Below are 22283 nucleotides of genomic sequence, written 5' to 3'. Positions count from 1 at the left end.
GGGCTCCGCCTGATCGCACATCGGGTTCATCAAGTGGATACGCAGTGTTGACGTGTGTTTCCACTGCGTTCCGTCCACATCCTCGTCTACGTAAGACGTAGACGCCTACGATCAGGCCTTCACTTTTGGCAGTTTCCAGGCATTGCGCGGACTCCACAGGTGCGGGACATCACACGACGCGAGACATCACACGAGGAGCGTTCATGACACAGGCCGGACAGAACAACCCCGGACGGCGGACCCTGCTCGGGGCGGCGGTGCTCGGCGCGGGCGGCGTCACACTCGGCCTGGCGGGCACGGCGAGAGCCGACGACGGCCAGGCCGAACAGAGGGGCCGCGAGGACCACGAGTCCTACCACGATCTTCCCGTACCGACCGTCGTCGCGCACCGCGGGGCCAGCGGCTACCGGCCCGAGCACACCATCGGTTCGTACCAGCTCGCCCTCGACATGGGCGCGCACGTCATCGAGCAGGACCTGGTGCCCACCAAGGACGGGCACCTGGTCTGCCGGCACGAGAACGACATCACCGCGACGACCGATGTCGCCGCCCACCCCGAGTTCGCGGACCGCAAGGCCACCAAGTCCGTGGACGGGGTGTCACTGACCGGCTGGTTCACCGAGGACTTCACGCTCGCCGAGCTCAAGACGCTGCGCACCAAGGAGCGGATCCCCGCCATCCGCCAGGAGAACACCCTCTACGACGGCCGCTGGGCCATTCCCACCTTCGAGGAGGTGCTGCGCTGGGCCGAGAAGGAGGGGCGGGCGCGCGGCCGGCGGGTCTGGCTGCACATCGAGACGAAGCACCCCACCTACTTCCGCGGCCTGGGCCTCCCGCTCGAAGAGCCCCTCGCCAAGCTGCTGCGCAAGTACGGCCGAGACAAGAAGTCCTCGCCCAACTTCCTGCAGTCCTTCGAGCCGACCAGCATGCGTCGCCTCGCCAAGCTGGTCGCGGCTCCGCGCGTCGTCCTGCTCGACGGCTTGGGCACCCGCCCGTGGGACTTCGTCGTGGCGGGCGACCCGCGCAAGGTCGACGACCTGATCAAGCCCGAGGGCCTGAAGTGGATCTCAGGCTTCGCCCAGGGCCTCGGCCCCACCCTGAACCTGATCATCCCCAGGGACGAGGCGGGCAAGCTGGGCAAGCCGACCACGCTGGTGCGGGACGCACACGCGAAGGGGCTGATCCTGCACCCGTACACGATGCGCAACGAGAACACCTTCCTGCCCGCCGACTTCAGGCGCGGCACCGACCCCGTCGCGTACGGGAACGCCTTCGGCGCCCTCCAGCTGTACTTCGAGCAGGGCATCGACGGGATCTTCTCCGACAACCCGGACACCGCGCTGCTCGCGGCTGCCGACTTCGCCGGACGCTGACCCCCGCCGCGGTGGCCGCCGCCACGGACGGGTGACTGTCCTGGCAGGCGGCAACCGCGGGCCGTCGGCGGCACGTCCCGCGTGGCATGACCCTCTCCGTACCTCACGTACCGACCGCCCCGCCCGTCCCCGCGCCCGACCTCTTCAGCGTCCTGCGCCCCCTGCTGGCCGCCGAGGCGGGGGCGGAGGCCGCCGGGGCCGGAATCGAAGCCGGCGACCTCGAACAGGACGTATGGCTGCGCCTCCTTGAGCTGCTCGACGGGGCGGGCCCGCCGCCCGACCCGGCGCTCTGGGTGCGCCGCGCCGTGCGCACCGAGGCACGCCTGGCCCGCAGCCGGGCACGGCGCGAGCTTCCCCACGCCGCCCCGCCGGCTGCCACCACGGACGCCGCCTGCCCGGAACGCGCCGCGCTGATCGCCGAGCGGCGCCGCGCCGTGCGTGAGGCGGTCGGCAGGCTGCCGGGGCGCTGTCCGCGGCTGATGGCTGCGATGTTGTCTCCCGCGGACCCCACTTACCGCGAAATCGCAGGGGAGTTGGGAATGTCACAAGGAAGTCTGGGGCCCATGCGTTCCCGTTGCCTGGGATGCCTGCGCAGAATGCTGGCGGCGGAGGTTGCAGCTCCTGGCCGAGGGGGAAAGGAGCGGTAAGCAACCGGCGGAGCAGGCGAGCGGGAGGCATGCACACATGGGCATGAGCGTGACCATCTCAGCGGCAACGGAACAGGACGCCGAGCACATCCTCAAGCTGCAGTACCTGTGCTACCAGAGCGAGGCCGAGCTGTACGGCGACTACGGCATCGAGCCTCTGACCCAGCCACTCGACGACCTGCGCGCCGAACTCGGCCGCAGCCACACCCTGGTGGCCCGTCTCGGCGACGAAGTCGTCGCCTCGGTCCGCGGCAGCGTCGACGACGCGGGCACCGCGCGGATCGCCAAGCTGATCGTCCACCCCAGGATGCAGCGCCACGGTCTCGGCGGCAGGCTGCTCGCGGCCATCGAGGTGCACTTCGCGGGGGAGCCGGCCGCCAAGCGCTTCCAGCTCTTCACCGGCCACCGCAGCGAGGTCAATCTGCGGCTCTACCGCAGCCACGGTTACGCCCCGGTGGCCACCGAGCGGCTCGGCCCGGGACTCACCCTCGTCACGCTGGAAAAGGAGCCCGAGGCCCAGGCGTACGTCGCGAGTGCCTAGGAGGCGTCCCGCCGGGCCCCGCGCAGCCAGAGCATCCCGGTGACCGGCAGCAGCACCGGAATAAAGAGATAGCCCCTGCCGAATGTGGACCAGACGGTGGTGTCCGGGAAGGCGGACGGCTCCACCACTGTCCAGGTCCCCACGACGAGCACGCCGACCAGCTCGGCGGCGCAGCACACCAGCGCCGCCCTGCGGGCTCTTTCGCCGCCCCGCACGAGGGTGTACGTAATGAACGCGTAGACCACCGCCGCCACGGCGGACAGCGTGTACGCGAGCGGCGCACGGTCGAATTCCGTGGCGATCTGGTAGGCCGAGCGGGACACGGCGCCGACGGACATCACGCCGTACAGCCACACCAGGAGCAGCCCGGGGCCCTTGACCAGCCTGACGCGGCCAGGCACCCGGCCCTGCTCCTCGGCGACGGACTCGCTCATCGTCAGCCTCCCCAGATGTCGTGCAGGCGGACTTCGAGCACGGCCAGGACGACCGCGCCGGCCGAGACCGTCACCGAGCCCCAGCGGGTCCGCTCGCCCAGCGAGAGGAAGCCCGCGGCGGGCACCGCCGCGAACGCACCGACCAGATACGAAACGAAGATCACCGCGCCCTCGTCCGGCTTCTCGCCGCGCGCGAGCCGCACGATGCCGATCACCAGCTGGGCGAGCGCGAGCACCGACACCACGGCCATGCCGATGAAGTGCCAGTCCTTGGTGGGCTGATCGCGGAACGCGGCGTAACCGCACCACGCGGCGAGAGCGAGCGCGGCCACGGAAACCGTGACCGTCAGGGCGTCGAGCATGACCACGAGCGTATTACGGACGCGACGGCCACTGGACGTAGGGTCGGTCAGCATGAAGATCCAGGCCGAGGCCCTCCTGTTCGACAACGACGGAACGCTCCTGTCCTCCATGGAATCGGTGATCCGCTGCTGGTCCCGCTGGGCCCAGGAGTACGGCATCACGGCCGAGGAATTCGCCCGCGTCGAGCTGCACGGCCGCCCCGCCGCGGAGATCGCCGCCGATCTGCTGCCCGCCGATGTCGTGCCGGGCGCGGTGGCCCGTATCGAACAGCTGGAGGTCGAGGACGTGAGCAGCCCCGGCGGCGTCGTGTTGCTGCCCGGCACCGCTCAGCTCCTCGCGAGCTTGCCCGCCGACCGCTGGGCCGTCGTCACCTCCGCCACTCGCCGCCTCGCCGAGGCGCGGCTTGAGCGGGTCGGCATCATCCCCAAGACGATGATCGCCGCGGACGACATCACACGCGGCAAGCCCGACCCCGAGCCCTTCTTGCTCGCGGCGCGCAGGCTCGGGGTGGACCCGGCCCGCTGCGTGGTGTTCGAGGACGCTCCGGCCGGGCTTCAGGCCGGCCGTGCGGCGGGCATGACGACCGTGGCGTTGGCCACAACGCACGACCGCTCCGAGCTGACGGCCGACGTCGTCGTCACGGACCTCTCGGCGGTGTCGGCACAGGCCACGGAGCACGGCGTGGAGATCGTCACGGCCGACTGACGACGCCAAGCCCGTCCCTATGGTGAGACGCAGACGTCCGCTATTCGGACGGCAGTGATCGGCTCGTACTCACGTCTGGTTTACTCGTTGCATGACCACGACGAGCAGCCGCACCCTTGCGACCGAGGCGACGATGACGCCCGGTGCTCGTTGTATGTGTCGAATGTGCGCCTTCTGAGGGCCCCTGCCCGAGCCTCGCGCCCCGAAGCGAGACCCGACAGTCGTCCCGCGCCCGACCAGCCACGCATGTGCCGGCCGAGCCGGGCCTGCCCCGCGCACGCGTTGCCCTCCGGTACTCACCGGCTCAGCCGTGCCGCGTCCCCCAAGACGAATGCCCCGTGCCCGGCGGACCCTTCGCCGCGCACTCGACAGTGACGGAAACCCTGTGATCACCACTACGGGCCTCACCAAGGTCTATCCCTCGCGAGGCCGCGAGGTCACCGCCCTGGACGGCGTCGATCTGCACGTCCGCGAGGGGGAGGTGTACGGAGTCATCGGCCAGAGCGGCGCCGGAAAGTCCTCGCTCATCCGGTGCATCAATCTGCTGGAGCGTCCCACCGCCGGCACCGTGACGGTCGGCGGCCAGGACCTCACCGCACTCGTCGGCCGCGGCCGACGCGCGGGCAAGGAACTGCGCGCGGCGCGCAGCCGTATCGGCATGGTCTTCCAGCACTTCAACCTGCTGTCCTCGCGCACGGTCCAGGACAACGTCGAGCTGCCCCTGGAGATCCTCGGGATCTCCGGCCAGGAACGCTCCCGCAAGGCCCTGGAACTGCTCGACCTGGTCGGCCTCGCCGACAAGGCGAAGGCCTACCCCGCCCACCTCTCCGGCGGTCAGAAGCAGCGCGTCGGCATCGCGCGGGCTCTGGCCGGCGACCCCAAGGTGCTGCTGTCCGACGAGGCCACCTCGGCCCTCGACCCCGAGACCACCCGCTCGATCCTCCACCTCCTGCGCGACCTCAACCAGCAGCTCGGCCTGACCGTCCTGCTGATCACGCACGAGATGGACGTCGTCAAGACGGTCTGCGACTCGGCCGCGCTGATGAAGCGCGGACGGATCGTCGAGTCCGGCACGGTCAGCGAGCTGCTGGCGACCCCCGGCTCCGAACTCGCGCGCGAGCTGTTCCCGGTGGGCGGCCAGGCCTCGGGCCCCGGCAGGACCGTCATCGACGTCACCTTCCACGGTGAGGCCGCGACGCAGCCGGTGATCTCCCAGCTCTCCCGTACGTACAACATCGACATATCGATCCTGGGTGCCGCGATGGACACCGTTGGCGGCAACCAGATCGGCCGTATGCGCATCGAGCTGCCGGGCCTGTACGAGGAGAACGTCGTGCCGGTCGGCTTCCTGCGCGAGCAGGGCCTGCAGGTCGAGGTCGTCGAGGAGGACACGCCCGGAACCGAGCCCCCCGCCGAGTCCGGACCGGTACCGGAGCAGATCCCCACGCTGGTCAAGGAAGGTGCCAAGTGACCTGGTCGGAAATGCAGCCACTGCTGGAGCAGGGCACCATCGACACCCTCTACATGGTGCTGTGGGCCACGGCCGTCTCGGTCCTCGGCGGGCTCCCGCTGGGCATCCTGCTCGTCCTCACCGACAAGGGCGGGCTGCTCCAGAACGTCACGGTCAACAAGGTCGTGGGCGCGATCGTCAACATCGGCCGGTCGCTGCCGTTCATCATCCTGCTGATCGCCCTGATCCCCTTCACGAAGCTCGTCGTCGGCACCTTCATCGGCCCGTCCGCGATGATCGTGCCGCTCGCCATCGGCGCCATTCCGTTCTTCGCCCGGCTCGTCGAGACCTCGATCCGCGAAGTCGACCACGGACTGGTCGAGGCCGTGCAGTCGATGGGCGGCTCCGTGCCGACCGTCGTCTTCAAGGCGCTGCTGCCGCAGTCCCTGCCGTCGCTGATCTCCGGCGTCACCACCACCGTGATCGTGCTCGTCGGCTACTCGGCGATGGCGGGCGCGGTCGGCGGCGGAGGCCTCGGCAACACGGCGGTCACCTACGGCTATCAGCGCTTCGAGACCCAGCTCATGCTCATCACCGTGGCCATCCTGATCGCGATGGTGACCGTCGTGCAGCTCATCGGTGACGGCGCGATACGGCTCCTCGCCCGCCGCACCCACACAGCCTCCTAGACCTTCCTCCCCGAGCCTCCTCCCCGAGCTTTCTTCCCCACACAAGCCCGCACTCCTTGTCCGGGCTACCACCCGCAAGACCAGAAAGAGGCACTTTTCGTGCGCAAGAACCTCAAGATCACCGCGGCTGCCGCCGCCTCCGCCGCCCTCGCCCTCGGCCTCACCGCCTGCGGCACCGCCTCCGACCCGGGCTCCAAGACCGAGTCGGGCGGCAAAGCCGACGAGTCCAAGGCGCTGGTCGTCGCCGCGTCCCCGACGCCGCACGCCGACATTCTCAACTACGTCAAGGACAACCTGGCGGAGAAGAATGGCCTGAAGCTCACGGTCAAGGAGTTCACGGACTACGTCCTGCCGAACACCGCGACCCAGAGCGGCGAGGTCGACGCCAACTACTTCCAGCACAAGCCGTACCTCGACGACTTCAACAAGAAGAAGGGCACCACCATCGTGCCCGTCGTCAACGTTCACCTGGAGCCGCTGGCCCTCTACTCCAAGAAGGCCAAGGACCTCAAGGCGATCAAGTCCGGCCAGACCGTCGCGATCCCCAACGACACCACCAACGAGGGCCGCGCGCTCAAGCTGCTCGCCGAGAACGGCCTGATCACCCTGAAGGACGGCGCCGGCCAGGACGCCAAGCTCTCCGACATCGCGGACAAGAAGGGCCTGGAGTTCAAGGAGCTGGAGGCCGCCACGCTGCCCCGCGCCCTGGACGACGTCGACGCCGCGATCATCAACGGCAACTACGCCATCGAGGCCGACCTCGATCCCGCCAAGGACTCGCTGGCGATCGAGAAGGCCGAAGGCAACCCGTACGCCAACTTCCTGGCTGTCAAGAAGGGCAACGAGACGGACGCACGCGTGCAGAAGCTCGCGAAGCTCCTGAATTCCGACGAGGTCAAGAAGTTCATCGACGAAAAGTACGACGGCAAGGTCGTTCCGGCCTTCGGCGCCGTCAAGTCCTGACGCCCGTACGGTCCTTGTGAGCGAAGGCCCCGCCGGGTGCGCGGGGCCTTCGCTCGCCCACCCGCGCCTGCGTGTCCCCGCCCCGATGCTGCATGCTGTGCCTTTACGTCCTTTACGACGGTCCACGGCATGGAGTGAGCATGACTACCACCTTCCCGGACATCTCCATCAGCACGGACCGGCTGGTGCTGCGCCCCTTCGACGAGTCGGACATTCCGGCGCTGACCGAGATGATGAACGACGAGATGGTCACCGCCTGGACGTCGGCGCCCCACCCGTACACCGCACGCGACGCCGAACGCTGGGTCCGCAGGATCGCTCCTGCCGAGCGGACCCAGGGCCGCGGCATCGCCCTCTGCGTCACCGAGTTCCTCACCCAGCGGCTCGTCGGCACCGTGCACCTCAAGCACACCGACTGGCGCACCCTGGCCACCGAGATCGGCTATGTGACGGCCCCCTGGGCGCGCGGTGAGGGGTACGCCACCGAGGCGGTGCTCGCCATGGCCCAATGGATCTTCCGCGACCAGCGCTTCGAACGCCTGGAGTTGCGCACTGCCGCGGACAACACGGCTTCGCAGCAGGTCGCGCAGAAGATCGGCTGCATCAGCGAGGGCGTCCTGCGCAACGCCTGGATAGCGCGTACACAGACCCAGGACGGCGGCTGGACGGACATCCGCACCGACCTGATCGTCTGGAGCCTGCTCCCGGAGGACCTGGACGGCGTCACCGACCAGATGGCCGAGGCCGGCGGCTACGGCACCTACACCGACTGGCACTGACCCCGCGCCCAGCCCAGGTCCGTACCAGGTACTCTCACCCTGCCCGTGCCGCCGCGCCGGGCTGCCCCGACCTGCGACAACCTCAGGAGACTGACGACGATGGCCGACCGGGTCACGGTGATCGGCTGGGACGGTTCGCCCCTCACCGCGGCGGCCCGCTCCGCCCTGGCCGCCGCAACCCTGGTCGCCGGGGCCGCGCACCACCTGGCACTCCCCGAAGTGCCACCGCGCGCCGAGCGCATCCGCCTCGGCAGCGTCGACCTCGCCGCCCGCCGGATCGCGGGGCACCGGGGCACCGCCGTGGTCCTCGCCGACGGGGACCCCGGGTTCTTCGGAGTCGTACGGACACTGCGCGCCGCCGAGCACGGCCTGGAGGTCGAAGTGGTGCCCGCCGTCTCGTCGGTGGCCACCGCCTTCGCCCGCGCCGGGATGCCCTGGGACGACGCGCAGACCGTCGTCGCCCACCGCCGTACGCTGCGCCGCGCCGTCAATGTGTGCCGGGCGTACTCCAAGGTCGCGGTGCTCACCTCGCCGGGCGCCGGGCCCGCCGAACTCGCCCTGCTCCTCGAAGGAGTCCACCGCACCTTCGTCATCTGCGAGGAGCTGGGGACCGCACGCGAGCAGATCACCGTCCTCACCTCCGACAGGGTCGCCGACCACGTCTGGCGCGACCCCAACGTCGTCATCGTCATCGGTGGCAGCGCCGCCGCGGCAGCCCCCGCCGGCGGCTGGATCGCGGGCCGCGACCCCGCGTATCCGCCGGCCGTACGAGGCTGGGCGCTGCCCGCCGAGGCATACGGCGACAACCTGGGGGAGGGCGAGTCGGCCGAGCTGCGCGCCGCCCAACTGGCCCGGCTCGGGCCGCGTACCGGCGACCTGGTCTGGGACATCGGTTCGGGCAGCGGCGCTCTGTCGGCGGAGGCGGCCCGGTTCGGCGCCGCGGTCATCGCGGTGGACTCCGACGCGGACGCCTGCGGGCGTACCACCGTGTCGGCCCGGCGCTTCGGCGTCCAGGTCCAGGTCGTGCACGGGCAGGCGCCGCACGTACTGGAGGACCTGCCCGAGCCCGACGTCGTACGGATCGGTGGCGGGGGAGTGCCGGTCGTCTCGGCCTGCGCCGATCGCAGGCCCGAGCGCATCGTGACGCACGCGTCCACGCGGGACGAGGCGGAGGCGATCGGGCGGACGCTCGCCGAGAGCGGCTACGCAGTCGAGTGCGCGCTGCTCCAGTCCGTCGAACTTGACACCGGTGCCTGGTCGGAACGCGACCGCTCGGTGGTCTTCCTCCTCTCCGGGCAGCAGGAGCGACGCGACACGCCTCGATGAGGAGGCGGCGGGCGGGCGCGGACGGGCGGCGGGAATGCGCCCCGTGACGCTGCTTCGACACCGCGCGGGGTAGGCTGGCCGATCGTTGTACCGCAGCCGGGCCTTCGGCGCTTCGTTCGCCAATGTCCGGAAAGGGGGCCCGTTTTGGAACTCTATGTGGTACGGCGCAGCCGGGGGGCGCGCAGCGTGGCGTAGCCCACAGCGGATCGTGGCGGGACTTCCTGCAGCGGTGGCGCACGGCCGCGACAATGCTTGGTGTCCGTGGCCCTTTCGTGCCGCGTGGCGCGGACGCTCGTTCTTGATGAATGGGCGCCCGGTGTGCCACGAGCGGGCGTCGGGCGAAGGGCCGAAGGAGCAAAACCGATGGGCGAGGGGTATGCAGCATGACTGACACCGGCCAGGTCCCGGGCGAGGGACTGCCGGAGAACGCAGGCATGGTGGAGCAGCCGGGCATCCCCGCTCCGGGCGCGTACACCTTCCTCGACCCCTCCGGGAACACGACCGAGCAGGACGACGATCTACTGTTGATGCCGGGTGCGCAAGGTGCGTGGAGCGACCCGCAGGCTGTGCCCGCTCCTCAGATGCAGCTGCAGGCGCAGCCCGTGCAGCAGGCCCCGCAGATGCAGCCTGTGCCGCACATGCAGCAGCCCCAGATGACCCAGCAGGCTCCGCAGATGCAGCAAGTGCCTCGGTCGGCGCCTCGGATGGCCCAGGTGTCGCACGGCGTGGAGCCCGGCGCGCACGAGGCCGGTGGCCGCGACTCCGGCTCTGTCGACCTCAGCGGTGTACGGATGCTCCAGCCGGCGTCCACCGCGGCGCCGTCCTCAGCTTCGGCGTCCATGGCGACGCCGCCCCCCGCGCGCCGCCCGCTCCACCTCGGGCCACAGGTGCCCGACGCCTCCGCCGGAGTCGTACGTTCGCTGGCCGACCGAGGTCCCGCCGGCGCCACCCCGTCGCACCCCGTGCCGCTGCGAAACCCGGGGCCGGCCACCACCGGTCCCGAGTACCTGGACATTCCGCGCGAGGAGATCGACGTACTGCCCGGCCCGCAGCTCGGGTCGATCCCGTCGCAGGCCGCCACACCGCAGCCGCAGCCCCAGTCGCAGGTGCTCCAGGTTGCCCAGGAGACCCCAGCAGAAACGGTCGTTCCGGAATCCATGGCTCCGGAATCTATGGCTCCGGAACCGGCGCCCGAGCCGGTGTCGGCACCCGAGCCGGCGGAACTCCCGGTTCAGGAGCCGCAGGCCCAGGCTGTGCCCCCGACGCCCGAACCGGTAGCCGAGGCTGCGCCCGTGCCCGAGCCGGTGGCAGAGGCCGCCGTGAGCATCCCGGCCGAGCCGGAACCTGCCGCGCCGATCGCCCCCGAGCCCGTCTTCGCCGAGTCTCCGGTCCCCGCGGCCGACGTGGCCGAGCAGGCGGAGGACGAGCCGATCGCTCCGGCTCCGTTGGCCGCCGAGCCCATCCCTCTTGAGCCCGTCACTCCCGAGTACGTCGCCGTCGAACCGCCTGAGGCAGTCGCTGCCGCTGCGCCGGAGCTCCAGCTCCAGGCTGCCGGTCAGTTCGCCCCCGTCGAGGGCACGGTTCCAACCGCCCTCCAGCTCGCTACGACGCCGGTCGAGCCGCTTGCTCCGGAGGAGCCGGCCGCTCCGATCATGGCGATTCCCGAGCAACTCACACCCGAGCAGCCCGTGGCCCCGCCGGAAGCAGAAGCAGCCGTACCCACCGAGGCACCGGCACCCGCACCCGTGCCCGAGAGCCCGGTCACCGAGTCGGTCTTCCCCGAAGCCGAGCCGCAGTGGGTGCCCGAGCCCGCCCCGGCAGTGCTCGAAGAACCTCTGGCCGCGCGGCCAGAGCTCGTCGCCGAGTCGCTGCCGGAGCTCGAGTCCCTGCCTGATCCCGAGCCTCTGCCGGGGCCCGAGCCCGTACAGGCCGACTCTCTCGCGGCATCGATCGTCCCCACTCCCCGCGACGGCGGCCCCGCCGCCCAACTGCCCGCGGAGCCCGGGACGGAGCGGGAGCCGGAAGCCGCATCCGCCCCGGAGACCGCCCCCGAGCCCGAGTCACCCCTCCCTGCCACCATCGCTCCCGTCACCGCTGTTCCCGAGGGCCCCGGCCCGGCCCCCGGCTACAACGACGCCGAGCGCGAGGCGGTCCTGCGCGTGATGCGCGAGCGCCGCGACATCCGCAACGGCTTCCGCAGCGACCCCATCCCGCACGAGGTCCTGCTGCGCGTCCTCGAAGCCGCGCACACCGCGCCGAGCGTCGGTCACTCCCAGCCCTGGGACTTCGTGGTCATCCGCTCCGCCGAGACGCGCCGCACCATGCACGAACTGGCGCAGCGCCAGCGTGACGCGTACGCCAAGTCCCTGCCCAAGGGCCGCGCCAAGCAGTTCAAGGCACTGAAGATCGAGGCCATCCTCGACACCCCGGTGAACATCGTCGTCACCGCCGACCCCACCCGCGGCGGCCGCCACACCCTCGGCCGGCACACCCAGCCGCAGATGGCCCCGTACTCCTCGGCACTCGCCGTCGAGAACCTGTGGCTCGCCGCGCGCGCGGAAGGCCTCGGCGTCGGCTGGGTCAGCTTCTTCGACGAACGCGAGATGGTCCGCTCGCTGGGCCTTCCCGAGCACCTCGAAGTCGTCGCCTACCTCTGCGTGGGGTACGTCGACGAGTTCCCGGATGAGCCCGAGCTGATGCAGGCCGGGTGGTCCAAGAAGCGCCCGCTGTCCTGGGTCGTCCACGAGGAGACGTACGGCCGCCGCGCGCTGCCCGGCGAGGAGCCGCACGACCTGCTCCAGGAGACCGTCGCGCACATCCGCCCGCTGGACGCCAAGGCGCTCGGCGAGGCGTGGGAGCGCCAGAAGCGGATGACCAAGCCCGCCGGGGCGCTCGGCATGCTGGAGATCATCTCCGCGCAGCTGAGCGGTCTGTCCCGGATGTGCCCGCCGCCGATCCCGGAGCCCGCGGCGGTCGCGATCTTCGCGGGCGACCACGGCGTGCACGCGCAGGGCGTCACCGCCTGGCCCCAGGAGGTGACCGCCCAGATGGTCGCCAATTTCCTCGGAGGCGGGGCGGTCGTCAACGCCTTCGCGAACCAGGTCGGGGCGGAGGTCTGCGTCGTCGACGTCGGTGTCGCGGGTGAACTCCCGGCCACGCCGGGCCTGCTGCCCCGCAAGGTGCGCGCGGGCACGGCCGACTTCACCACGGGACCGGCCCTCACCCACGAAGAGGTGCTCGCCGCGATCGAGGTGGGCATCGAAACGGCCCGCGATCTGGTCGCCGCGGGTAACAAGGCGCTGATCACGGGCGAGATGGGCATCGCCAACACCACGGTCTCGGCGGCTCTGATCTCCGTCTACACGGGCTTGGACCCGGCCGAGGTCACCGGCCGCGGCACGGGCATCAACGACGAGATGCACGCCCGCAAGATCGATGTCGTGCGTCGCGCACTCGAACTCCACCAGCCCGACCCGGCCGACCCGATCGGCGTTCTCGCCGCGGTCGGCGGCCTGGAGCATGCGGCGCTGGTCGGCTTCGTGCTCGGCGGAGCGTCTCTGCGTACGCCGGTGATCCTGGACGGCGTCAGCGCGGGAGCGGCGGCCCTGGTGGCCCGCGCCATCGCCCCCGAGGCGCTCGCGGCCTGCATCGCCGGACACCGCAGCGCGGAGCCGGGCCACTTGGCGGCCCTGAACAAGCTGGGCCTGCGCCCCCTGGTCGACCTGGACCTCCGCCTGGGCGAGGGCACGGGCGCCCTGCTGGCGCTCCCGGTGGTCCAGAGCGCGGCCCGTGCGATGCACGAGGTGGCGACGTTCGACTCGGCAGGAGTCACCGAAAAGTAGCTGTACGCCCCCCAGGCGCCCTCCCACGGCACCGCAAGCCCGGCCCCCGCCCTCGGCGCGGTCCGGGGGGCCCTTCAAACGCTGCCGGGGCGGGGACGTGTCGGGGCGCTCCCCGCAGGGTGTCGAACGCAACCACCGCGAACCTCACGCAGCGCTGCCCGAAGGTTCGACACCCGAGGAGACGCCCCGACACGGCACCGCCCCCCCCGGACCCCCGCCCCCGACGCGGCCCCCGGCCCCCGCCACCGGGGTGGACCCGGGTCCACTTCTCACGGCACCGCCCCCCGGGCGGGGCACACCCCGCCCCCGCCCGCCCGCACGCCCGCCCCCGCTCCGGCCGACCGCGACCCCCGCGCTCCCGGCCCGTAAGGTATTCGCAGGGGCTGGACACCGCCCCACCAGCGCCGCTCCACCGCCGTGGCGGCCCCGCCCCACACTCTGCCCCTCCCGAGGAGCCGCACGTCATGACCGCGCACGCCGCCGCAGGCGCCCCGAATGCCGCCGCAGGCGACCCGCACCCCGCCTACCCCGTAGGCCTCCGCCTGGCCGGACGGCGGGTCGTAGTGGTCGGCGGTGGCCAGGTCGCCCAGCGCCGCCTCCCGGCGCTCATCGCGGCCGGCGCCGACATCGTGCTCGTGTCGCCCTCCGCCACCCCGTCCGTCGAGGCGATGGCGGAGGCGGGCGAGATCCGCTGGGAGCGCCGCCCGTACGCCGACGGAGACCTGGCCGAGGCCTGGTACGCCCTGATCGCGTCCACCGACACCGACGCGAACAACGCCGCGTCCGCCGAAGCCGAGCGCACCAAGACCTGGTGCGTACGCAGCGACGACGCCGAGGCGGCCACCGCCTGGACCCCGGCCACCGGCCGCAGCGAGGGCGTGACCGTAGCGGTCCTCACCGGCCGCGACCCCCGCCGCTCAGCAGCCGTACGCGACGCGATCGTCGAGGGCCTGCGCGACGGCACCCTGGTCGCCCCGCACCACCGCGACCGCACCCCGGGCGTGGCCCTGGTGGGCGGTGGCCCCGGCGACCCGGACCTGATCACGGTCCGCGGCCGGCGCCTGCTCGCCGAGGCGGACGTCGTCATCGCCGACCGGCTCGGCCCGCGCGACCTCCTCGACGAACTCCCGCCGCACGTCGAGGTGATCGACGCCGCGAAGATCCCGTACGGCCGGTTCATGGCCCAGGAGGCCATCAACAACGCCCTCATCGAGCACGCCAGGGCGGGCAAGGCCGTCGTACGTCTCAAGGGCGGCGACCCCTTCGTGTTCGGCCGCGGCATGGAAGAGGCGCAGGCGCTGGCCGAAGCCGGCATCCCGTGCACCGTGGTCCCCGGCATCTCCAGCTCCATCAGCGTCCCGGGCGCGGCCGGAATCCCCGTCACCCACCGGGGCGTCGCGCACGAGTTCACGGTGATCAGCGGCCATGTCGCCCCCGAGGACCCGCGTTCGCTCGTCGACTGGAAGGCGGTCGCGGGGCTCCGCGGCACGCTGGTCCTGCTGATGGCCGTCGAGCGGATCGGCGCGATCGCCGCAGCTCTCACGGCGTACGGCCGCTCGCCGGAGACCCCGGTGGCCATCATCCAGGAGGGCACGATGGCCACCCAGCGTCGCGTGGACGCGACGCTGGCGACGGTCGCCGAGACGGCCAAAACGCAGGAAGTACGCCCACCCGCTGTCATCGTCATCGGCGATGTAGTCACGGTGGGGACTCGGCACGAGAGAGCGGTCAACGATGCGCGGGACGCCCAGTAACCCCTGGTAACACATCTCCGTCCCGACCGTTGGCACCGCACCCACGACAAGGCAGTATCTCCCTGTGGCTGATCTCATCTCCATCGAAGACCCCGACGACCCGCGCCTGAGCGACTACACGGGCCTGACCGACGTCGAACTCCGGCGCAAGCGCGAGCCCGCCGAGGGCCTTTTCATCGCCGAGGGCGAGAAGGTGATCAGACGGGCCCGCCAAGCCGGCTACACGATGCGCTCGATGCTGCTCTCGGCGAAGTGGGTGGACGTCATGCGTGACGTCATCGACGAGGTCCCGGCCCCGGTGTACGCCGTCAGCCCCGACCTGGCCGAACGTGTCACCGGCTACCACGTGCACCGCGGCGCCCTCGCGTCCATGCAGCGCAAGCCGCTCCCGGAAGCCGACGAGCTGCTCCGCGGCGCCCGGCGGATCGTAGTGCTGGAAGCGGTCAACGACCACACGAACATCGGCACCATTGTCCCTTTGGGTCTGCGAAAGCATACAGGTCAGCGGGTCGCCGTGTTCGAAGACATCGTCGACCACGCCAACTTGGGTGCCGCCTTCCGTAATGCAGCAGCTCTCGGCATCGATGCCGTGCTCCTCACCCCGCGCTGCGCTGACCCCTTCTACCGGCGCGCGGTGAAGGTCTCCATGGGCGCGGTCTTCCAGGTCCCGTGGACGCGACTGGAGTCTTGGCCGAAGGGCGCCGAGCTTTTGCGGCAGGCCGAGTACACAACAGCCGCGCTCTGCCTGAGCGAGAAGGCGATCACCCTCGACGAGCTCGCCGCGCGGAACTACGACAAGTTGGCCCTGATCTTTGGCACCGAAGGAGACGGCCTCACGCAGGAAGCACTCATGGCGGCCGACGAGCATGTCCGCATCCCGATGGAGGCCGGAGTCGACTCGCTGAACGTCGCGGCGGCTTCTGCGGTGGCCTTCTATGCGACACGGCCGCAGTCTGCCTGACCCCGGAAGATCGGGGGGTGTTCGTGTGTGCTCCGGTCCATGGGTTGCTCCCCAATCAGCCTGGCTAAGGGCTGTTCCGTAAGTGAGGGTGTCCCGTCTCAGTGAGGTTCCGTTGAGAGCGAGCAAGTGCTGAGCAAACAACCAGTTCGACGTGGATCAGTGCGATACCCGATCATGTGCTCATGCCCCTGAGAGAGACCCTTGCCCGAGTCGACGCAGATCTGGCCGACGGCCGGGTTCCCGTCGCGCGCCAGCGTTTGCGCGGTCTCGTCTGATCCTTCCCGTACGACCTGACGCTCCGTCGGCGTCTGGCCGAGGTGTACCGGCTCTACGACGATGCCGCAGAGGCCGGACGCTGGATGTACCTCGAAGAGGACCGCAACGCCGACGAGATCGCGGCCTTCGAGGCGCGGTACGGGTCTCCCGGGTGGCGGATGAAGGCCCTCGCCTGGCGCGGCCCCGAGGCGATGGCTGCTACCCCCTTCGCGGAGATACAGCTGGTCGCAGTGCGGACCGCCTGCGTCGAGGAGCTGGGGCACCCCGTCGACTGGGACGACCCCGCCTCCTACCGGGACGGCCTGGAGGAGAAGTACAGGGAGGCGCCTGCTGAGCCGTGGACGGTCGGCGGTGTGCTGGCGGGCGGCGGCTGCCTGGTGGGGGCCCTCGCGTTCCTCGCGATCTGGGTGAATGGAGTCGTTGCCCTCTTCGACTGACCAGGTCACCAAGGGCGGTGGAGAGGACAAGCCTTAGCCAGAAGGCCCCCGCCAAGTGCGGGGGCCTCGCCGTGTCGAGAGAAGGAATACCCTGACTGGGAAGGGTGGTGACGCATGTCGGACGAACTCGCAGACAACGTAAGGCGATACCGGCGCGCTAAGGGACTCAGCCAGGAGCAACTCGCTCACCGTGCCGGCCTCTCAGTAGGGCCGGTTCGCAGGATCGAGCAGGGCCGCGACGGGGTTCGCATGGAGACGCTCCACGCCATCGCTCGGGCCGTGGGGGTCAAGACTTCGGACCTGATGGCCGCCGGAACTCCCGAGCCGATAAAGCACGATGATCCGAACAGCCTGAACCTGCGCGAACTACGCATCGCGCTCACGCCAGCGATCAGCCTCGCTCCGGTAACCGCACCGCTTGGTCAGGAGCCGGACCTTCGTCGCCTGCGGCGGATGACTCGCGACAACTCCGTGCTCTACTTCGAGGACAGTTACAAGAGCATCGCCGCAGACCTTCCAGCCCTGATCCGCGCCGCGAGCGATGCCGTGGCGTACTACGACTCGGGCGAGGAGCGCGCGGAGGCTCTGGTGGCCCGCTCGCAGGCGCTACAACTGGCCGGGCGGTACCTGACACAGATCAGGCGGTACGACCTCGCCCATGGGGCTGTCAGGGAGGCCATTGCGGACGCTAGGGCCGCCGGGGATCAGCTCGTCGCGGCCTCCGGGGTCGGCGGGATGTGTTGGATGCTCATGCGGACCGAGCGCTTCGACGAGGCCGAGGACATCGCAGTTGCGACCATGGACTTGGTCGAGCCGAAGATCAAGGGCGCCACGGAGGATCAGTACGCAACGTGGGGCGGTCTGGCGATGGAAGCAGCCGCCGCGGCGGCCCGAAACAATCGACCGAGGGAAGCCAAGGCGCTCCGGAAGGCCGCAGGCACCGCCGCGAAGGCGGTGGGCGTGACGCACAAAAATCTCCTTCGCCACTGGTCCATGTTCGGTCCCGTCACGGCCTCCATGAAGGAGCTGGAGGACTTGATGGTCGCCGGGGACGCGCGGACGGTGGTCCGCAAGTCCACCGAAGAAGAGAACCTTCAGGGCAAGACCTGGAAGCGGCTCGGCGGGCCGAGTACCAACGACGGGAACCGCTATCACTTGGATCTGGCGCGCGCTCAGGTCCGCACGGGCGACCCCACGGCCGCCATGGAAGAACTTGCACGCCTCGACGAGATTGCTCCTGAGTGGTTCCGTCACCAGTCGTCTGCGGCGATCACTTTTGAAGAGATCACAAAGAGACGCCGGACCCTCACGACAGAGATGCGCGAAGTGGGCGCCCACCTGGGCGTATTCGCCTAACTACACTGCCACGATGCACTTCTGACGATCCGTCGTTGGAAGTGCATCGCTGTCTGTCTGGTCGAAGCTCGTTACCCCTCGTAACTTCGTCGTCATGGCGAGCAACCAGCAAGCCGAGCCCCGCTTCGAGATCGGCTCGGTAATGAGGGATACGGATACCGGCCGAGTCGGCGTCGTCCAGCGTGTGCCTGAGGGGCCGGTCCGCTTACATGCCTTAAACAGTGACGAGCACTGGGATGCCGACCCGGACGACCTTGTGGAGCTCAGCTCGATAGAGGCTCTGAGCGTCCGCGTCGCGGTGGTCAACTATCACTCCAAGCACAAGTCGTGACGAAACCGCCACGAGGCATCGTCAGGATTGTGCAGTGGCACCTTGCCCCGGACGAGGAACCGGATGCAGAGCCACTGACGTACGCCATGCAGTGCGTCGTGTGTTCCGAGGAGTCCAAGCGTTCGGAAGGGTGGGACGAGCCGCAGGCGTGGGCTCTGAGCCACTCGGGACGGAACCCCTCCCACTGCACGTATCGCGAGCTGATCACTCGCCCCTGGCGGTCCTGGATGGCCTCGTGATCAGGCGAGCGCTGTACCGACTGGCCGGCCCCTTCTTGATCATTGCGATTGGCGCCTCGATAGGTCTCGTCATCACGTTGGCGATCGTCGGACAGCCAGACCGCTGACCCCCAAGCCGGGTCCGTCCCACACGGAAGCCACACGGCTCCCCACGGCCGTGCGGGGCGGACCCTTCCACGCCCACCCCGGCCGCCCTTGAGCCCTGCTCGGCGGTCGGGGTGGGGAAGCAAAGCGCAGTGCACCACTCCTATGTGAGAGGAACGCGCATGACCGCAGTAGCGAACGACCTCAAGACCGGCCGAGGGCTGGTCGACGAAACCCTGTTCGGCAGCATCGCGAACTTCGTGATGCTGCACGACGGCGAGCCCCTGGAGCGTGCCGAGCGGATCGCGGACCAGGCCATCGCCTTCGTGGCCATCACTGACATCGTGGATGAGCCGATGATGCCCAGTGATGACGTAGACAAGGGCCTTCACGCCTTCATCCTTCACACCAGGGGGCACCATGCCTTCTGTTACGAGGTGGCTGGCCGATTCTTGCACCACACCCCGGCCTCGGCGCCGGTCGCGGGCGGGCGCCCTCTGGAGCGCGTCACGGCCAGCGCTCACGCGCTGAAGGCCGCTGGCTTCCAGGTCTTCGGCGACCTTTGGGAAGTCGACGGCACCAACGCAGCTCAGTGCGATTCGGACGACGGGCGCCCGTACTAAGCGGACACTCTCTCGATAGGACGCGGCCGGCCTGCACCCTGGGTCGGCCGCGTCCGCATAGAAGGAGCAGGAACCTTGTCAGATTCACCCCACGAACTGCCAATCGTGGTGCTCGACGGGTTGATGCCAACGAGTCAACGCCTCGTACTCAATCGCCGTGGTTCCACGGTTTGGCAGGTGGATACCCGTAGCGGCCAGTACGCCGTGAAGCTCGGATACCCGATCGAAGCGACACCCGAGTGGCCCGCCCAGCCCTGGACGGCTCTGGCGCCCGTGCGTGAGGGAAACGTTCTCTTTCAACTCGGCGTCGATGACATCGCGTACGGCGAGTGGGAGCACGGAACGTGGAACATTCAGCCCTGGCACGAGGGGCCGGACCTATACCGGTTGTGGGAGCCGTGCCGCGTTCCGGGGGCGTCGTTCGAGCCGCAGGTAAGTGCGGCCCTGGGATGCGTCCAGGCCCTGGCTGAGCTCCACTTCAAAGGGTGGGCTCACGGGGACGTCCAGCCAGCCCACTTCATCGTTGGGCCTGAGCGAATGCACCTCATCGACCTCGCGCTGGCGCGCGGCGGACGCGTACCTAAGGCGGTCGACTTCCCGTTCCGCGGATGCCTCGTCCACTACGAGGCGCCGGAGATCTCCCGCAGCGTGCTCGCCACCGGGGAGGCGGAGCCGACAGAGGCCGCCGACATCTACGCCCTCGGCGCTTCCCTGTTCATCTCCGCCACCGGGCGGCGCGTGGTGGACTACCCCGACAACGCCCCCCGCCCCGTGCAACGGCGAGCGATCGTGGACGGTCGGCGCAGAGCCGTGTCCATGCCGGGAAGGTTTGCCACGCTGGTTCGAGAAATGCTCAACTACAGTCCGGAGAACCGGCCCACGATCTACGAGGTCGGGAAAGCCCTGAGCTGACCCCGGAACGAGGAAAGAGCCCCCTGGCCATCAGGCCAGGGGGCTCTCGTCTTGCTGCGTCAGCCGTGCATCTTCTTGGCGAGCTTTGCCTGCTTCTTCGTCGCCTTGGCGTAGGCGGCCGTGCGCTCCTTGTCAGAACGGAAGTCCACGACACCCAGCGTGGTGACGGACATGCTCTTGCGAATGATCCCCACGAAAACCCCTCCCCTCGGAAAGATCATCGTATCGACTAGGTGCCCACGCCCCGTTGCCGTGCCTAACTCCCCGAACGAGATGGTTACTTGGGCGTGGCCCGCCACGTCCGGTATGCTGGGCGCCTTCTAGTAGAGAAGTAGCGGGCGACCAACGCGCGCGTGAATTCGAGCGGTAGTACCAGCCGGTCGCTCGAAATCGCTTCCTCTGCCACGCTCAAACTGACTGAAACTGCGATCAGTGCACCGAGTTTTGTCGACGGCTGGCGACAGATCTCGACCTTGTGACTCCTCCGGAGGCACCGTCCTTGCCGGGATGGCCTTCGCGTGAGTCTGTCCACCTGTCATAGGTGGCCGGTCGAGACTGTCATGTCCTCCCCGGCCCCTCGATTTATTCGGGAGATAAGTCCGGTGAGTGCCACTCAGAAGAAGGTCTACGCAGTCGCCTTCTGCATCACGTTTTCGCTCTTGCTCGGCTTGGCCTCGGGGGTTGTGACCGCCGCCCTGGGTGCGTCCGTGCTGGCGAGCGTTTCGGCTGGCGGTGCTGCCTTCCTCGTGGTTTGCGGCATTGGAGTCGCGATTATCAACCTCTTCGACTTCGCGGACGACCGGAGGGAGCCGCAGCAGGGGGCGCCCCAACCGTAGGCGCTCATGTGTCGGCCAACTCGACCTCGGCGTCGTATCCGTCGATGTACTGCTCGCCGTTCAGGTGGGCCGCCAACTTGCCCACTGCCCGCTCGGTCGCCTGTTGGGCAGACTGCTTCCGCACATCTCGTACGGCGCCGATCTCGTCGTAGGACCAGTCCAGGCCGTAGCGGAGGAGTAGCGACTGCCGCTCGATGACCGTGAGCCCTGCTGTCTTCCAGCCGTGCCGTACGTCGGCGAGATGAACAAAGAGCGGGCTGCCCTTCTTCGGGTCCTTGTGACCTCGCGGCATGTCTGCGTCGGGGACCTGCTCGCTCTTGATTCCGTACGCCGCCTCGGCATCCCAGACCGCAGGGAGGACATGCTCGACCAGCGCCCTGTTGTAGCCGCCGTTCAAGTCAGCACCCCATCGCTTCGAGGCCGGCCTGGTTGGCTTCCCACGACCTCGTACCTGACCGGTGCTTGGCTTCGGTCCGCACCCGCGTGGTGAGGAGCTGAATAAGCCTGTGGTGCAGCACGCCCAGGCCGATGTTCGGATCGCTGAAGCACTCGCGGAGTCGCGGATGCGTCGCGGTGAGGATGAGGCCCTCCTGGTAGGCGTCATCGTGCTCGATCGTCTGCGAGCTCTCGTACTTGAAAGCCATGTGTCGGGCGGCGCGCTCGATGGCCTTCATGGCCTCGGGGCCGCCGGTGAAGGACCAGTCGGCAAGAGCCGCTTCGATGTCGTCCTCGGTGGTGAAGTCCACCTCGATCAGGTTGATGCTCACTTGCCCACTACCTCCTTCACGGGCACGCGCCCGTCCTTGGTCACTGCGACGATCAGCCCAGGGGCTCCGGTAGTCCCCTTGGCGTGGCGCCACCACGTCGATTCGCTCTCCATGGCCGGCGGTTGGATGAACGTGCGCGGCCCGTCGCTGTCGACGTGCTCGTGGTGCAGGTGTCCGGCGAGCAGAACGTCCGCCTGGTGCATGGCGGACTCGCGGTTGAATGCCTGGCCCTTCCACCACTCGAAGTGCTTGCCGGGCCTCCACTGGTGGCCGTGGGCGTGGGCTACGACCGTGCCCGAGCACTCGACGACGACCGTCAGCTCGTCTGTGTCCGGCACGTAGAACTCGACATGGCTGAAGCGGTCCGGGTTGAGCTCGGCCGCGTCCTTCACGGCGACCAGGGACTCGGTGTCGTGGCTGTCGTCGTAACGGGTCACGCCCTTGCCGTTGATGCGTACCGCCTCACCGTGTATCGCGTAGAGCAGCTCGACCAAGTGGCCGCCTGTGCGGCCTGACTCAAAAACCGCCATCATCTACGCCGTCGCTCTCCTGGTCGTCGGCTACCTGCTTGGCATCGTGGCCGCTACCTTCGGGG

At 69.4% G+C, this 22283-nt stretch carries 24 protein-coding genes and 1 pseudogene; 19 read left to right on the top strand and 6 right to left on the bottom strand.

The window, feature by feature from the left end; translation table 11 throughout:
- Positions 1-203: 203 nt before the first annotated feature.
- From ABCR94_RS20495 to ABCR94_RS20485, 3 genes are all read left to right on the top strand, one after another.
- Entirely contained in the window at positions 204-1373 is a 1170-nt protein-coding gene (locus tag ABCR94_RS20495; RefSeq protein ID WP_347121004.1) for a glycerophosphodiester phosphodiesterase, read from the top strand.
- Positions 1374-1459: 86 nt separating this feature from the next.
- Complete coding sequence (locus tag ABCR94_RS20490) at positions 1460-2020, top strand: sigma-70 family RNA polymerase sigma factor (protein ID WP_347121002.1); 561 nt, start codon at positions 1460-1462, stop codon at positions 2018-2020.
- A 37-nt stretch (positions 2021-2057) separates the two neighbouring features.
- The gene (locus ABCR94_RS20485; RefSeq protein WP_347121001.1) at positions 2058-2561 is read left to right on the top strand and encodes a GNAT family N-acetyltransferase; all 504 of its coding nucleotides are present in this window, start codon (positions 2058-2060) and stop codon (positions 2559-2561) included.
- Here the strand turns inward: ABCR94_RS20485 and ABCR94_RS20480 are convergent.
- Entirely contained in the window at positions 2558-2995 is a 438-nt protein-coding gene (locus tag ABCR94_RS20480; protein WP_347120999.1) for a hypothetical protein, read from the bottom strand. The two genes, ABCR94_RS20485 and ABCR94_RS20480, sit on opposite strands and share 4 nt — an antisense overlap.
- 2 nt (positions 2996-2997) lie before the next feature.
- Positions 2998-3357, bottom strand: coding sequence for a hypothetical protein (locus tag ABCR94_RS20475; protein ID WP_347120998.1), 360 nt, complete (start codon positions 3355-3357; stop codon positions 2998-3000).
- A gap of 52 nt (positions 3358-3409) precedes the next feature.
- Here ABCR94_RS20475 and ABCR94_RS20470 point away from each other — a divergent pair, with 52 nt between their 5' ends.
- The 15 genes and pseudogenes from ABCR94_RS20470 to ABCR94_RS20405 all read left to right on the top strand — a co-directional run bounded on the left by ABCR94_RS20470 (position 3410) and on the right by ABCR94_RS20405 (position 20085).
- Complete coding sequence (locus ABCR94_RS20470; protein ID WP_347120997.1) at positions 3410-4063, top strand: HAD family hydrolase; 654 nt, start codon at positions 3410-3412, stop codon at positions 4061-4063.
- Positions 4064-4448: 385 nt separating this feature from the next.
- Complete coding sequence (locus ABCR94_RS20465) at positions 4449-5534, top strand: methionine ABC transporter ATP-binding protein (RefSeq protein WP_347120996.1); 1086 nt, start codon at positions 4449-4451, stop codon at positions 5532-5534.
- Positions 5531-6202 carry a methionine ABC transporter permease gene (locus ABCR94_RS20460; protein ID WP_347120995.1) on the top strand — a complete coding sequence of 224 codons (672 nt, stop codon included), beginning with the start codon at positions 5531-5533 and terminating at the stop codon, positions 6200-6202. The genes ABCR94_RS20465 and ABCR94_RS20460 overlap by 4 nt, the downstream gene beginning before the upstream one ends.
- Positions 6203-6301: 99 nt before the next feature.
- Positions 6302-7165, top strand: a complete 864-nt coding sequence (locus ABCR94_RS20455) for a MetQ/NlpA family ABC transporter substrate-binding protein (RefSeq protein WP_347120993.1) — start codon at positions 6302-6304, stop codon at positions 7163-7165.
- A gap of 92 nt (positions 7166-7257) precedes the next feature.
- The gene (locus ABCR94_RS20450) at positions 7258-7944 is read left to right on the top strand and encodes a GNAT family N-acetyltransferase (protein WP_347121372.1); all 687 of its coding nucleotides are present in this window, start codon (positions 7258-7260) and stop codon (positions 7942-7944) included.
- Between the two features lie 99 nt (positions 7945-8043).
- Positions 8044-9270 carry a precorrin-6y C5,15-methyltransferase (decarboxylating) subunit CbiE gene (gene cbiE / locus ABCR94_RS20445; protein ID WP_347120992.1) on the top strand — a complete coding sequence of 409 codons (1227 nt, stop codon included), beginning with the start codon at positions 8044-8046 and terminating at the stop codon, positions 9268-9270.
- Between the two features lie 383 nt (positions 9271-9653).
- A complete protein-coding gene (gene cobT, locus ABCR94_RS20440) occupies positions 9654-13112 on the top strand; it encodes a nicotinate-nucleotide--dimethylbenzimidazole phosphoribosyltransferase (RefSeq protein ID WP_347120991.1) in 3459 nt (1152 codons plus the stop codon).
- Positions 13113-13576: 464 nt separating this feature from the next.
- Positions 13577-14866 carry a uroporphyrinogen-III C-methyltransferase gene (cobA, locus tag ABCR94_RS20435; protein WP_347120990.1) on the top strand — a complete coding sequence of 430 codons (1290 nt, stop codon included), beginning with the start codon at positions 13577-13579 and terminating at the stop codon, positions 14864-14866.
- A gap of 64 nt (positions 14867-14930) precedes the next feature.
- Positions 14931-15827, top strand: a complete 897-nt coding sequence (locus ABCR94_RS20430; protein ID WP_347120988.1) for a TrmH family RNA methyltransferase — start codon at positions 14931-14933, stop codon at positions 15825-15827.
- A 182-nt stretch (positions 15828-16009) separates the two neighbouring features.
- Positions 16010-16540, top strand: a pseudogene (locus tag ABCR94_RS20425) (DUF6584 family protein).
- Positions 16541-16654: 114 nt separating this feature from the next.
- Positions 16655-17896 carry a type II toxin-antitoxin system RelB family anti-toxin gene (gene relB, locus ABCR94_RS20420; RefSeq protein ID WP_347120987.1) on the top strand — a complete coding sequence of 414 codons (1242 nt, stop codon included), beginning with the start codon at positions 16655-16657 and terminating at the stop codon, positions 17894-17896.
- Positions 17897-17990: 94 nt separating this feature from the next.
- The gene (locus ABCR94_RS20415) at positions 17991-18227 is read left to right on the top strand and encodes a hypothetical protein (protein WP_347120985.1); all 237 of its coding nucleotides are present in this window, start codon (positions 17991-17993) and stop codon (positions 18225-18227) included.
- Positions 18224-18466: a DUF7848 domain-containing protein gene (locus tag ABCR94_RS39150; RefSeq protein WP_521977404.1), complete on the top strand. Its 243-nt coding sequence runs from the start codon at positions 18224-18226 to the stop codon at positions 18464-18466. Before ABCR94_RS20415 ends, ABCR94_RS39150 begins: the two co-directional genes overlap by 4 nt.
- Positions 18467-18732: 266 nt before the next feature.
- Positions 18733-19173: a glycine-rich domain-containing protein gene (locus ABCR94_RS20410; RefSeq protein ID WP_347120984.1), complete on the top strand. Its 441-nt coding sequence runs from the start codon at positions 18733-18735 to the stop codon at positions 19171-19173.
- Between the two features lie 123 nt (positions 19174-19296).
- On the top strand, positions 19297-20085 hold the full coding sequence (locus tag ABCR94_RS20405) for a protein kinase domain-containing protein (RefSeq protein ID WP_521977490.1): 789 nt from the start codon (positions 19297-19299) through the stop codon (positions 20083-20085).
- Between the two features lie 59 nt (positions 20086-20144).
- Here the strand turns inward: ABCR94_RS20405 and ABCR94_RS20400 are convergent, their stop codons facing one another.
- Positions 20145-20279 (bottom strand): hypothetical protein, encoded by a 135-nt coding sequence (locus ABCR94_RS20400; protein ID WP_347120980.1) that lies wholly within the window; start codon positions 20277-20279, stop codon positions 20145-20147.
- Positions 20280-20687: 408 nt separating this feature from the next.
- Here ABCR94_RS20400 and ABCR94_RS20395 point away from each other — a divergent pair, with 408 nt between their 5' ends.
- Positions 20688-20921, top strand: coding sequence for a hypothetical protein (locus tag ABCR94_RS20395; protein WP_347120979.1), 234 nt, complete (start codon positions 20688-20690; stop codon positions 20919-20921).
- 4 nt (positions 20922-20925) lie between these two features.
- On the opposite strand, the gene ABCR94_RS20390 is transcribed toward ABCR94_RS20395, so the two are convergent.
- From ABCR94_RS20390 to ABCR94_RS20380, 3 genes are read right to left on the bottom strand one after another with little or no spacing between them, the layout of a single operon-like run.
- Positions 20926-21318 carry an RNA polymerase sigma factor sigma-70 region 4 domain-containing protein gene (locus ABCR94_RS20390; protein WP_347120977.1) on the bottom strand — a complete coding sequence of 131 codons (393 nt, stop codon included), beginning with the start codon at positions 21316-21318 and terminating at the stop codon, positions 20926-20928.
- Position 21319: 1 nt separating this feature from the next.
- Positions 21320-21688, bottom strand: a complete 369-nt coding sequence (locus tag ABCR94_RS20385) for a hypothetical protein (RefSeq protein ID WP_347120976.1) — start codon at positions 21686-21688, stop codon at positions 21320-21322.
- Positions 21685-22182 (bottom strand): hypothetical protein, encoded by a 498-nt coding sequence (locus tag ABCR94_RS20380; protein ID WP_347120974.1) that lies wholly within the window; start codon positions 22180-22182, stop codon positions 21685-21687. The genes ABCR94_RS20385 and ABCR94_RS20380 overlap by 4 nt, the downstream gene beginning before the upstream one ends.
- Positions 22183-22283: the final 101 nt, after the last annotated feature.

Source organism: Streptomyces changchenzhani (genome assembly GCF_039766235.1).
GTDB lineage: Bacteria > Actinomycetota > Actinomycetes > Streptomycetales > Streptomycetaceae > Streptomyces.
Note: the sequence above shows the minus strand (reverse complement) of the source record. Positions and strands in the feature narration are given on the sequence as shown.